12 protein-coding genes are annotated in these 11,978 nt (G+C 45.2%); 4 read left to right on the plus strand and 8 right to left on the minus strand.

Features of this window, described 5'->3' with window-relative positions:
- Positions 1–62: 62 nt before the first annotated feature.
- The 7 genes from BGO42_RS06920 to BGO42_RS06950 all read right to left on the minus strand — a co-directional run bounded on the left by BGO42_RS06920 (position 63) and on the right by BGO42_RS06950 (position 7,005).
- A complete protein-coding gene (locus BGO42_RS06920; RefSeq protein ID WP_273246160.1) occupies positions 63–1,352 on the minus strand; it encodes a hypothetical protein in 1,290 nt (429 codons plus the stop codon).
- Positions 1,353–1,617: 265 nt separating this feature from the next.
- Positions 1,618–2,430 carry a helix-turn-helix domain-containing protein gene (locus BGO42_RS06925; protein WP_273246161.1) on the minus strand — a complete coding sequence of 271 codons (813 nt, stop codon included), beginning with the start codon at positions 2,428–2,430 and terminating at the stop codon, positions 1,618–1,620.
- A gap of 218 nt (positions 2,431–2,648) precedes the next feature.
- Entirely contained in the window at positions 2,649–3,668 is a 1,020-nt protein-coding gene (locus tag BGO42_RS06930; RefSeq protein WP_273246163.1) for an SDR family NAD(P)-dependent oxidoreductase, read from the minus strand.
- 142 nt (positions 3,669–3,810) lie between these two features.
- Positions 3,811–4,578: a methyltransferase domain-containing protein gene (locus tag BGO42_RS06935; RefSeq protein WP_273246165.1), complete on the minus strand. Its 768-nt coding sequence runs from the start codon at positions 4,576–4,578 to the stop codon at positions 3,811–3,813.
- 316 nt (positions 4,579–4,894) lie between these two features.
- Complete coding sequence (locus tag BGO42_RS06940; RefSeq protein ID WP_273246167.1) at positions 4,895–5,680, minus strand: alpha/beta hydrolase; 786 nt, start codon at positions 5,678–5,680, stop codon at positions 4,895–4,897.
- Between the two features lie 74 nt (positions 5,681–5,754).
- On the minus strand, positions 5,755–6,624 hold the full coding sequence (locus BGO42_RS06945; protein ID WP_273246168.1) for a helix-turn-helix domain-containing protein: 870 nt from the start codon (positions 6,622–6,624) through the stop codon (positions 5,755–5,757).
- Positions 6,625–6,627: 3 nt separating this feature from the next.
- Positions 6,628–7,005, minus strand: coding sequence for a winged helix-turn-helix transcriptional regulator (locus BGO42_RS06950; protein WP_273246169.1), 378 nt, complete (start codon positions 7,003–7,005; stop codon positions 6,628–6,630).
- 124 nt (positions 7,006–7,129) lie between these two features.
- On the opposite strand from BGO42_RS06950, the gene BGO42_RS06955 reads away from it, so the two are divergent.
- From BGO42_RS06955 to BGO42_RS06970, 4 genes are all read left to right on the plus strand, one after another.
- Positions 7,130–7,924 (plus strand): SDR family oxidoreductase, encoded by a 795-nt coding sequence (locus BGO42_RS06955; RefSeq protein WP_273246170.1) that lies wholly within the window; start codon positions 7,130–7,132, stop codon positions 7,922–7,924.
- Positions 7,925–7,944: 20 nt separating this feature from the next.
- Positions 7,945–8,268 (plus strand): nuclear transport factor 2 family protein, encoded by a 324-nt coding sequence (locus BGO42_RS06960; RefSeq protein WP_177733428.1) that lies wholly within the window; start codon positions 7,945–7,947, stop codon positions 8,266–8,268.
- 257 nt (positions 8,269–8,525) lie between these two features.
- Positions 8,526–9,311 (plus strand): DUF6597 domain-containing transcriptional factor, encoded by a 786-nt coding sequence (locus BGO42_RS06965; protein ID WP_273246171.1) that lies wholly within the window; start codon positions 8,526–8,528, stop codon positions 9,309–9,311.
- A gap of 73 nt (positions 9,312–9,384) precedes the next feature.
- Positions 9,385–10,932, plus strand: a complete 1,548-nt coding sequence (locus BGO42_RS06970; RefSeq protein ID WP_273246172.1) for an FAD-dependent monooxygenase — start codon at positions 9,385–9,387, stop codon at positions 10,930–10,932.
- Positions 10,933–11,015: 83 nt separating this feature from the next.
- Here the strand turns inward: BGO42_RS06970 and BGO42_RS06975 are convergent, their stop codons facing one another.
- Positions 11,016–11,978, minus strand: coding sequence for a cyclase family protein (locus tag BGO42_RS06975; protein ID WP_273246174.1), 963 nt, complete (start codon positions 11,976–11,978; stop codon positions 11,016–11,018).

Below are 11,978 nucleotides of genomic sequence, written 5' to 3' on the forward strand. Positions count from 1 at the left end.
TGAACATTGGTTTGATAATTATTGTGCCATGTTATTAATAAAAAACATCATTTTAATACATATTATAAGCTGCCTGAAAAGCCCGGAAACAGTTTTGGGAAATACACAAGCAGCCGGGCAATTCCCCATATTAAGATTGCCATACCCAGAATGCCCAGTGCTTTTTTGTTTTTCCAGCTCCAGCCAAACAGTACCGGAACTTCCCAGTATTTGATCAGTACATAAAAGAAGATACCGCAAAGTCCGGACCAGGTGAGTGTGGCAACATGTGATTTTTCGCCTGCAATCACGCAGGCACACAGGTAGACGACGGTGAACAGCTGTATTCCGATATAATTCTTATAGCTTTTACCCGAAAAGGATTCGTTTAGGGAGACATATAGTAAAAGCAGGATCAGCAACAGACTAAGTACCAGCAATGGCACTGTGAATGTTGCCGGTAAAAACAGCAGTACCAGCCATAACGGCATTAGGAGTACAATACAGGAAGCCGGGATCTTTTTTGAATGGGATAAAGTATCCGGAAAAGGGAATAATAACCGCCAGGCTTTAGGCAGTAGCCTGTGTACAGGAGGAAGCAGGTATAAGGTGATTAAGACAGATACGGTTATTTCAAACGGATACCAGGGATCTTTGGTCTGGTAGATTACCCGGATCATCGCCAATATTGTTATCACTGCGGGCAGCGTTATTTGTACCAGTACTTCTTTTGGAGTCAGCTCTTTATAGGTAAAAGAAAAGGAAGTGATTTTATAGAAAGGCTTCCCGGTTGCAAACGAGGTCAGCAGTACCCAGAATACAGCCAGGCCGAGGTGTATTGTGATGGTACGAAGGACAACATCCTTTAGCTCCGGACCGAAATATAGCGCTGCCACAGCAAGCAGCAGCAGTTCAAACCGGAGTATTTTTGGCGAAAAAAGCAAGCGGAAGAACGGAGTTAAATATTGGAGAATCCGTTCATAGATGTGATGCCAGAAACGTTTGAGCAGCATCAGCAGGGCAAAGGTTGCTATTAAAGCCGCCGCTGCCGATAAAAGCCGTGCCGCAGTGAACAATCCGGTTAAGGCTTGCAGGCGTGATGTTTTTTTGACGGTATAGGCCAATTGCGCATTCTCTAATAAATCCGAAGCGATCAGGGCGGCCTGCTGTTTGGTTAACGGTGCCAGTCCGGTTTGGTGTGCTATCCAGAAAGCGTCAGCAGTTGCAGTATTACCGTAGGTTTTTAACGTACCATATTGGTAAAGGATGGTTTTCTGGTTGTTGGATAATCCGGACATTATTTCGGCCAACTCATAATCAGTTACCGGTGTGGCCGTCGGAAGCAGGAAAAAGAAAAGCAAGAATTTAAGCATGGAATACATTTAGATTAACACTGTTTTTTTGTAACTCCGGGGGCTTTTTATTCGGTAATATTTATTGGCATTACTGCGCATTATAAGGGCAGGCTTATTCTGACCTTTGAACAACATTTCGGGTATAAGCATTCGTTTGCAACATTACATTTCTGTATCGTACCAAAGTTCTTATGCATTAAGGGGAGATGGGAACCATCCGGCAAAACGGTACCGGGTAGCGGAATATAAATTTAGGGTTATTTTTTTAATTTAAAAAATAAAATTACCCTTTTGCCGGCAGCATGGTGGGAGTGTAGCCGAAATGTTTTTTAAACGCATAGGAAAAATGGGAGATATCCTCAAAACCCACTTCCAGGTAAATTTCGGTGGTTTTTTTGTGCTTTTCGGCAAGGTAATAATGTGCCAGTTCCAGCCGCTTTTGTAGCAGCCAGCGTTGCGGAGTGGCGTGAAACAATTTCCGGAAATCCCTGTTGAAGGTTGCCAGGCTTCTTCCGGTGAGGTAGGCAAATTTTTCTAAAGACATGTTGAACATAAAATTACGTTCCATAAACGTCATCAGATCCATTTTTCCGGGTTCTCCGAAATTTGCCAGAACCTGGTCCACATCCGTATCGATTTCCCGCAAAATGCTCAGCGCCTCTGTAATTTTCAGGCTGGCAAGATGTTCGGGAAAAACATCTTCCATGTCAAAATAAGGAATTAAGGAAGCCAGACAGCTTTCCAGTAAAGGATGGTCTTTGAAATGAAAGATCTTTTGGGATGTACTGCTCTGCTGTTTAACGGCAATACCGGAGTAGAACTCTTGCAGCCTTTCTGTAGCCAGGTGCATCACCACTGTTTTATGCGGTAATCCGTGCTTGGGGTAATTGATCACCGTAGCCAGGCAGTTTCGCGGAATCAGGAAAATATCACCAGCGCCGAAACAATAGGTCTTGTCGGCCTGTATGATCCTTGTTTCGCCGGAAATAAACCAGACGAGCATGTGGTAATCGAATAGCAGTTCGGATTTAAAAAGCTTATCCTCATAACAGGACAGTTTGATGTCCGGAGTGATGTATTTTGCCTGGTATTCCATCGGGTATAGGGTATTGCTGCAGCAAGCTGTTCTATTCCTGTAAAAATAAACAATATCTGTGCTTTTACGCCGGATCAGGTTATTTTTTGATCGTAGTTGTACTGGAACGGAAAAGTTTGCTAAAAAAACTGTCTTTGGAAGGTATGCGGATAGCTGCCAAAGACAGTGGGATTAATGTTTCGATTATAGCCTTGTTAAAGGAAAAAAAAGACTGCTGATTAATTGGTCTTAAACGATATACCGGTTAGTTTTTCGCTTAATGTCCAAAGCTGTTTTGCATGGTTTTCATCCAGTGAATACAGCTGTACACCATATATGGTGGACGGCTCATCATAACGGTGTTCGATTTGTCCCGTATCCAGTTCGGCAATATCCGAATCTTCACAGTAAACACCGCCAATATGGTTTAGGGCTGCACTTGTAGCGCACCAAACGGTGGTAGCGGCACCTTGCGGAATGGTTTTTAACCGGGCAGCAACTTCCGGTTTGATGTTGCCTTCAGCATCATGCGTACCCAGTTGCTTGAATAGTTCGATCGGTTCTTCCCTGCCCAGATCGGTACCATACACCGAACCCGGATGCAGTGCATAAGCCCGTACATTAAAGGCTTTACCTCTGTTGTCCAATTCTAAAGCAAACAGGTTACAAGCTGTTTTTGATTGTCCGTAGCCCGATAAGGTCTGGTATTCCCGACGTTCAAAATTAGGATCTTCAAAGTCAAATGGTGCCATTTGGTGGCCAAAGGACGAAACATTCAGTACTCTTGCGCCGTTGGCTTTTTTTAGCAGCGGCCATAACCTGGCCGTCAGGTGGAACTGACCCAGATAATTTGTAGCCAGCTGGGATTCGATGCCAAGGCTGTTGCGGCGTAAAGGTACCCACATAATACCGGCATTGTTGATCAGTAAATGAATTGGTCTTCCGGTTGCCAGGAATTTTTGGGCAAAAGCTTCAATGGATTCGGGTTCCATCAGGTCGATGGTTTCCAGTTCGATGTTTGTAATGCCCTGAAGGTTCTTTTTAGCCTTTTCCACATCTCTTACCAGTACGATAACCGTAGCGCCAGCGGCTACAAGTGTTTTGGTTGTTTCTAATCCGATACCCGTATGGCCGCCGGTAATGATGGCTGTTTTTCCGGTAAGATCGATTCCTTTAATGACATCCTGTGCTGTGGATGTCGCATTAAATCCAGAACCTATAGGTTTCTGCAATGCTCCCTGATAATTGTTTTGTTCCATTTTGTATGATTTGATATCGCAAAATTAGAACGGGATTCTCTTTTGTATTTTGTTGAGCGTATCATTTTACTTTGTTGTAACTATCAAAATGGATTGGTAATGCTTTGAAATAGCCTGTTTTATGGAAGTCCGGTTGCAGGGATTACGCTTTGATGCCATACATCAGGATTCGTTTAAACGCATATATTGCAGGCAGTTTAGGGAAATTCCGGGCTATCCTTTCTTTAAAAGCTTTTATAAAATGTTCCTGCTGTTCCTTGTCCAGACGTTCCATATAAGGAACCAGCGATGTTCCGGAGATAAAGTTGTACAGCGTGTCGTGATCAGCGGCAATGATGGGGTATACTTTCTGAAACAGCTGGATGTCTTTCATACCGTTATCAAACAAAAGCTGTGCATAGCTGTCTAAGGACAATACCGGAGAATCTCTTTTATAACCGTTGAGGTAAGTTGCAAAAGGCTGCTCTTCGATGAGTTCAAATAAAATTTTATTCAGTACGTTCTCTTTCTGGACCGGCATCTGCACGGCAAATTGTCCGCCGGGATGTAAGAGGGAAAGCATTTTCGGGAATAAGGTTTCATGATCGGGCGACCATTGCAAAGCGGCATTGCTGAAAATCAGATCCCATTTCTGGCCGGAACCGGTAATGGCTTCGGTTGTTGCCAGTTGGAACTGCAAACGTTCGTTTTCAAAAGCTTTGGATTTGGCTAACATTTCCGGTGAGGCATCCACACCGGTAAAATGGGCTCCGGGAAATTTTTGGGTCAATATGGCTGTCTGCTCTCCTGTACCGCAGCCTAAATCGATTGCCTGAAACGATTCTTCAGGTGTAATCAAGGCGGCTAAATCATAAAAAGGACGGTAACGGACGTCTTTAAACTGGTCGTATAATTCGGGATTCCAGGGCATATCAATAGCGTTTTAAGCGCCTCTTTAGAAACAGAGGACAATTGAACAATCATTTATTAGTAGTTATTGCATACGCAATATAACGAATATGTAAACATAAAACGTTGTTCAGAATGGCAATCCCGCTGTATTACTAAAGAATATTACCGGGTTTTAAAGTGTTGCTAATTAGTGTGATGAGGTAGCCGCCGCAAAAAACAGCTATCAGGAACAAAGTACGATCCTGTAAAAACAATAGGGATAGTATAAATCAGATTCCGGGTATACAAAAAAACACTCCGGGATTTGCGGAGTGTTTTTATAATTAGGATAAGACTTATTTTATTTCTTTTGAAGCTTTGATAATCACGTCGGCCACTTCCTGCGGATGCGAGATAAACACAGCGTGACTGCCTTTGATCTCGGTTATTTTAGCTTTGGCTTTTTGATACATTTTACGTTGAATGGAAGGCAGGATTGCTTCGTCCTGAGTAGCCACGATACCATAGGAAGGTTTTGTTTTCCAGGGTGCTCTGGTCACTTTTGCGGCTAATGCAGCGGCGGCAAAACGGCCTTGTGAAGCATACATAAAGTCTGCCAGTTCTTTCGGAACATCGGCACAGAATCCTTCATGGAATTTGGCTTTGTCATAATACAGTATTCCTTTTTCATCGGCTGGTAAAATACCGTTTTTGGGAGAGCCGGGTTCTGTTTTGGCCCAATCCAAAGCTGATTCGCCTTTATCTAACTGGAAAGCGGCAAGGTAAACCAAAGCCGCAACTTTAGGATGATCGCCCGCTTCGGTAATCACGCTTCCGCCATAAGAGTGGCCTACTAAAATTGCCGGACCGTCCTGTCTGTCCAAAGCTGCTGTGGTCGCGTCTGCATCGGCTGCCAGGGAACTTAAAGGGTTTTGCACTACAGTAACGTTATAGCCTTTTTTGGTCAGGATATCGTATAAACCTCTGTAGCCGGAACCGTCTACAAATGCCCCGTGTACCAGGACTACATTTTTAATTGTTTTTGATGATTGTGCTAAGGCTGTTGTTACATTTCCGAAAATACCGGATAATACTAACAGGCAGGTCAGGATTTTGATTTTTGACAGGGATGCTACTTTCATATCTTTTAATGTTTAGATTATTAACAGGGCAAAGATATTTCGGTTGGCAGGCTTAAAAAATGTGTAAAAGTTGATTATAATTGTATATTTTTCCCTGAAAGGTATTTTTTCTTAAAATTGGAAGGCGTGTCACCCGTTTTGTTCAAAAACAGGCGGTTAAAATATGCCGGATCTTCATAACCCAGTTTGTATGCGATTTCCTTTACGCTATATGGAGAATAACACAACAACCGTTTTGCTTCCAGTATGATCCGGTCCTTAATAATATCATTCGGGGCTGCCAGATCCAGGCGGTTAAAACGGGCGGAGATTGTTTTGGGAGCCAGGCCTAAAAGATCGGCATAATCTGCCACGGTATGTTTGTCTTTAAAATGTATTTCCACCAAGCGGCTAAAGTCCCTGAAAAAATCGATTTCTTTGGCGGGTTCCTCATTTAGTCTGCCAAGCTGCTGTTTTTTCCATATCCTGGTGGCTCTGATGATGAGCTGTTTCAGATAGGTTCTGAGCATTTCTTCCTGCGACGATTCCTTTATGGTAAGCTCGTCTATCAGTTGCGTATAGACATGATCAATAATAGCCGCTTCTCCTTCCGATAAGCGGGTCATTGGCATGTTATAGATGTTGTTGAACAGTATTCCGTCGCAGGCCACTTCGGCATCATGGATCTGTATGCAGTAAAAATCACGGTTATAGTAAATAAAGTGTGCTTCCTCGCTGCCGGTTTCCAGTATTTGAATGTATTGGTTGTTGCTCACAAAAAACAAAGTCGGCTCTTCTGTGGTATAGTCGTTAAAATCGATGGTCAGTTTATAACCTTTAGGAAGATACAATACCTGTATGTACATTTTATACAGACCGGTATTGATATTGTGCAGCACAGCGTCATCTATTCTGACATAGCCGAACATTTTATAATTGGATTCAAAGTAGTTGGAAAGCGCCATTTTTTAGGATTTTAAATTTCGGATGTCTTCAAGTCTTTTCAGGATCACGGTTCTTAAACGCTCCTCATTTTGATCGCCCCATTGCCCTAAAACGGAAATAACAGGGATTAAGGTTTCACCAAATGCGGTTAAGCGGTATTCGACCTTGGGTGGTACAACGGGATAAATTTCCTTGACAATCAATTCATGTTCTTCCAGTTCCTTAAGCTGCATATTCAAAACCCTTCTGGAGGCATCGGGAATTTTGCGTTGCAGTTCGCTGGGCCGCAGGTATCCTTCATTGATAAACCAGAGCAAACGGATTTTCCACCGGCCGTACAGGACTTCTCCAATCAGGTCCAGGCCGCAGTTCAGGTTCGGAATAATTTTTCTTTCGTACATAATACAAATTTAACCCGATGTTTCAAAATGTACAATAGGGGATCAATTTATCCCTATGGGAATCGTTTTTCCGTACTTGTACAGCTTGATCATACGCCCCAAATTTGCAATAAAAAAGAACACCATGGAACAGGAATTTAATTTTAATAATGAATTGTCGGGCAAGATCGCATTGGTTACCGGCGGAACAAAAGGAGCCGGAAAAGCGATTGCCGACCGATTACTGAAAGCCGGGGCAACCGTTATCATCACGGCGCGTAATGCTCCTGAAAAGGAAGACGGACGGCTGCACTTTATCGCTGCCGACCTGAGCAAGCCCGAAGGAACACAGGCTGTAGTGACTGGGGTACTGTCGCAGTTTGGGCGGCTTGATATTCTGATCAACAATCTGGGCGGTTCGGAAACACCCGGAGGTGGTTTTGCTGCACTTACCGATAGTGACTGGGAGGCAACGATCCAGACGAATTTACTGGCACCTGTTCGTTTAGACAGGGGAATATTACCGCAGATGATTGCCAGAGGAAGCGGCGTAATCATTCATATTGCTTCGATACAGGGAAGACTGCCGTTATTTGATGCTACCTTACCGTATGCCGCAGCTAAAGCCGGACTGATCAATTACAGCAAAAGCCTGTCTAATGAAGTATCGTCCAAAGGGGTTCGTGTGCTGACCGTTTCCCCGGGCTGGATCATGACCACAGCGGCAACAAGAATGATGGAACGGATAGCCGAAAGTTCGAACAGTACTGTCGGGCAGGCAACGCAAAGCGTTATGGATGCTTTGGGCGGTATCCCGATTGGCAGACCGGCACAACCGGAAGAAATTGCAGAGTTAGTAGGCTTTTTAGTATCGCCGAGAGCACACTATTTAACAGGAACCGAGTATGTGATTGACGGAGGAACGATTCCTACCATTTAATAACCATAAAAGAGAACCGGATGAATTTACCCGATAGTATAGCGGCATTAATAGCAGCACAGGACAATTATGATGCGGCTGCTTATGCCGCCTGTTTTACCGAAACAGCCGTCATTATTGATGAAGGCAATACCTACAATGGGCGAAGTGAAATTGCCCAATGGATTGCGAAAGCAAACGAAGATTATAAAACCGTAATGACACCGCTTAAATATACCGAAAGCGGTACTTTTGGTGTGCTGACAGCCGAAATTTCAGGCACATTTGCCGGCAGCCCGATAATTTTAAAGTATTATTTTGAACAAGCTGCCGGGCTTATTCAGTCGTTGAAAATAACTGGTTAGTCTAAAGCTGGGTTATTGCCCATAAAAAGGACTGGCGGGAACAATTCCCGTTAGTCCTTTTGTTCATTCTTTAAAATAATTGCTTAGTTTTGAATAGGATTGTTTCCTTGTTTAATCAGTTGGTATAAGGCTTTTTAGACGATAGAATAATTTTTTAATGAATCTGTAAACGTATTCCGGCCTGTTCCGGAAGACACGCTGAAATACAGTAGTTTTTCGTTTATATATTCCATAACCCAAACAGGCTATCTTTCAACATGCTGCACCAGGAATTTGAACCACCGGAGGAACTGCGGGATATCATAAAATGTTTTTGGTATACCCAAATAGACTTTGGCGGACAGCAATCAGATTTTGAGGTAATGCCCGATGGCTATGCCGAAATAATTTTTCATTTCGGAAGTCCCTGCAGCATTTCTTCTGAGGGAAACCTGCAGCCGTTGCCATCACCGTTTATTATGGGGCTGCTCAATCAGCCGGTTATTCTAAACACAAAAGACCGCCTGGAAATCATCGGTATCCGTTGTTTTCCCTGGACAGTGTTTGACTTACTCGGACTGCCGTCCGGTAACACAGCAGTGTACCTGTTTGAACATCCTGTTGCCCGGCTTCAGTCGGAATTACATCCGTTTATCGATGCCGGCAGGATTGATGAAGCCGTGACCCGGGTAAAACAGTATTTTTTGGAGGCACGGCCGCAGGTTACTGCCAACAATCTACTATCCAAAGCAGGAGTGGCGATGAGAAGCGCCAATGGGATGCTGCCGGTTAGCGAGGTAGCAGTAGCAGCTCATGCAACGGTTCGTACGCTGGAAAGGAAATTCAAACAATCGTCCGGTTATACGGTTAAAGACGTGTCCGGTTTGATGCGTTTTGAACAGGTGCGAAACCACTTATGGCTTTATCCGGATTCGAATCTTGCCGGTTTGGCACACGAGTTCGGTTATACGGATCAATCCCATCTCAGCCGGGAATTCAAGCGCTACAGCGGTACGACGCCGGCGGCATTTGCCCGCAAAGCAAAAATGGGAAACCGCCTGTAAGCCGTAATTTTGTCGTGTTTGTACAAGCCAGACACAGTAACATTCCGGAATTTTGTGCTTCAATCATATCATTATGAAAACAACAATTGAAAGCAACAATTTCGCACAGCAGCCTACGGTTTATGATGTTATCATTTCCGGTGCCGGACCGGTAGGACTATTCCTTGCCTGTGAACTGGCCCTGGCAAAATGCTCGGTGCTGGTAATGGAAAAGGCAGCGCAGCCGCATTCGCCTTTAAAACAGCTTCCTTTCGGGATACGCGGACTTTCGGCACCGACTATTGAAGCACTTTACCGCCGCGGACTGCTCCATGAACTGGAAATACACAAACGCGTTAAAAATCCGCATTCCCATGCCGTAGCAGGACCGCGCCGCCAGGTAGGACACTTTGCCGGTATTCCATTCCATCAAGGCAATATTGACAGCACGCAGTGGCCGTACCGGCTGTCCGGCGCAACGGAAACGAATTTGTTATCTGAAATGGAAGAGCTTGAAACGGTGTTTACCCGCCGGGCAGTAACTTTGGGAGTAACCGTCAAACGCGGTTTTGCCGTAACGGATTTTTGTCAAACGGAAGCTGGCGTGACAGTCCGGTCCGGAGAACAGTCTTTTACCGGCAAATGGCTTGTGGGTTGTGATGGCAGCCGTAGTGTTGTCTGTAAGGCGGGCGGTTTTGAGTTTGCCGGTACGGAACCGAAGTTTACCGGCTATTCTGCTAAAGTTGACCTGGCCAATCCGGAAAAACTTCTTCCGGGCCGAAACGTGACCGCAACCGGGATGTACCTGCAGTCGCAGCCGGGTTTTCTGGTTATACAGGATTTTGATGGCGGGGCATTTCATAATTCGGGAGAGCCGGTCACGGCCGAACATGTTCAGGAGGTATTGCGCCGTATTTCGGACACTGATGTTACGATCACTGCCCTGCATATCGCCACTACCTGGACCGACCGGGCACGGCAGGCGACAGCTTATCGCAACGGACGGATATTTTTAGCCGGTGATGCGGGGCATATTCACGCACCGTTGGGCGGTCAGGGACTTAACCTCGGACTGGGCGACGCGATGAACCTGGGCTGGAAGCTTGCTGCGGTTATCAAAACGGCAGCACCGGAAAGTTTACTGGACAGTTATTTTACCGAAAGGCACCCTATTGGTGCCCGTGTTTTGGATTGGTCGCGTGCGCAGGCAGCGATCATGAAGCCGGATCCGGATGCCCGGGCGCTGTATGCAATTGTCCGTGATCTTATCGACACCCGCGATGGGGCTACCTATATTGCAGGACGGGTATGGGGTGTTCAGACGCATTACCATCTCGGAGGCAATCATCCTTTAATTGGTTACAGTGTTCCCAATTTTGAGTTGGAAGACGGTACAACAATTGGCGACTTGATGCATGACGGGCTGGGAATACTGCTTGATTTTAATAATAATGATTCCCTAAAGAGTTTAGCAAATGAATATAGCCGGCAAATCCGGTATGTTTCGGGCAGTGCAAAGGAGCAATTGGGTTTGAGTGCCATACTGGTACGTCCTGACGGGATTGTTGCCTGGGTTTGTGATGCAGCACCGGATTACGGCGAACTCCAAATGGTTGCTGCCCGTTGGTTTGTTCGTAATTAAGAGATTAAAAAAGAAAGAGGCTGGTGTAGCACTGCTAAAACAGGACTACACCAGCCTTTTGTATTGTAACGTTAGCCGGTAAATTAATGTATCGCAACGGGGTTTATGTTAACCTGGGTGGAGCCTACATATAACGGCTGCCCCAAAACAAACAGGAATTCCCAGACTTTATCTTTCACTAATGCCCGGCTGTCTATTAATTCCAGATTGTAGATGCCGCGTTTTGCCAGCATAAACTGATTAACGGGAAATTCGTCATTGCTTTTCTGATTGGGATATACTTCCGAAGCCCAGGTGTCGCCGCCAAAAGCAACGATGCCCTGATCGGCCAGCCATTTTGCAGCTTCCATACCGATACCCGGTTCTACTTCCAGGAATTGTTTGTTATCTTTTCCGATCAGTTCCAGCCATCCGGTGTGGAACAGCACCACATCGCCTTTACGGATCGTTAATCCCTGCTTTTTAAGTACGGTCTGAATATCGGCTACGCTAAACTCGGTACCGCCGGGTACAATGGCTTTTCCGTAATGAGCTGTCATGTCCAGAACCACCCCTCGGGTTACGATTGGCGGCACTTTTTCGATACCCAGTTTTTTGACTCCTTCAACGGTAACGAAATCGGCAGCCTTATTGCCGTTGTAATATATGTTGTCTATCCCGATATGGCCGATACCGTTAAGCTGGGTTCCTACGCCGGTCCAGGCATTTACCAGTTCGTCGTTAAAACTGAATTTATTCGGGCCTAATGTCTGTCCGCCCTGTTCTCCGGGCTGAATGTTATACAGGTGAAAGCTCCGGTGCCGGAAGGCGGGTAAGTTTTTGTCTACCGGAACTGCCAAAGGGTATGTTTTACCTGTTTTTACCAGTTTAACAGCCTGCATGACTACTTCGGGAGTGATCAGATTGGCGGCACCGATTTCATCGGCTGCGCCATATCCCGACGGATACCAGCTGTTGTTTGCCTGATTCTGGGCTTGCAGCGAAAATCCGCCGGATAATGCTATCGCTGCCAGGCTTATGATTGATAAAAGATTTTTAGCTTTCAT

Origin of the sequence: Flavobacterium sp. 40-81 (assembly GCF_001898245.1) — a bacterium.
Taxonomy (GTDB): Bacteria; Bacteroidota; Bacteroidia; order Flavobacteriales; family Flavobacteriaceae; genus Flavobacterium; species Flavobacterium inviolabile.

Excerpts from the sequence above, each read along its gene's own strand:
- BGO42_RS06920 (WP_273246160.1), bottom strand. The coding sequence starts at position 1,352 with ATGCTTAAATTCTTGCTTTTCTTTTTCCTGCTTCCGACGGCCACACCG.
- BGO42_RS06925 (WP_273246161.1), bottom strand. The coding sequence starts at position 2,430 with ATGGAATACCAGGCAAAATACATCACTCCGGACATCAAACTGTCCTGT.
- BGO42_RS06930 (WP_273246163.1), bottom strand. The coding sequence starts at position 3,668 with ATGGAACAAAACAATTATCAGGGAGCATTGCAGAAACCTATAGGTTCT.
- BGO42_RS06935 (WP_273246165.1), bottom strand. The coding sequence starts at position 4,578 with ATGCCCTGGAATCCCGAATTATACGACCAGTTTAAAGACGTCCGTTAC.
- BGO42_RS06940 (WP_273246167.1), bottom strand. The coding sequence starts at position 5,680 with ATGAAAGTAGCATCCCTGTCAAAAATCAAAATCCTGACCTGCCTGTTA.
- BGO42_RS06945 (WP_273246168.1), bottom strand. The coding sequence starts at position 6,624 with ATGGCGCTTTCCAACTACTTTGAATCCAATTATAAAATGTTCGGCTAT.
- BGO42_RS06950 (WP_273246169.1), bottom strand. The coding sequence starts at position 7,005 with ATGTACGAAAGAAAAATTATTCCGAACCTGAACTGCGGCCTGGACCTG.
- BGO42_RS06955 (WP_273246170.1), top strand. The coding sequence starts at position 7,130 with ATGGAACAGGAATTTAATTTTAATAATGAATTGTCGGGCAAGATCGCA.
- BGO42_RS06960 (WP_177733428.1), top strand. The coding sequence starts at position 7,945 with ATGAATTTACCCGATAGTATAGCGGCATTAATAGCAGCACAGGACAAT.
- BGO42_RS06965 (WP_273246171.1), top strand. The coding sequence starts at position 8,526 with ATGCTGCACCAGGAATTTGAACCACCGGAGGAACTGCGGGATATCATA.
- BGO42_RS06970 (WP_273246172.1), top strand. The coding sequence starts at position 9,385 with ATGAAAACAACAATTGAAAGCAACAATTTCGCACAGCAGCCTACGGTT.
- BGO42_RS06975 (WP_273246174.1), bottom strand. The coding sequence starts at position 11,978 with ATGAAAGCTAAAAATCTTTTATCAATCATAAGCCTGGCAGCGATAGCA.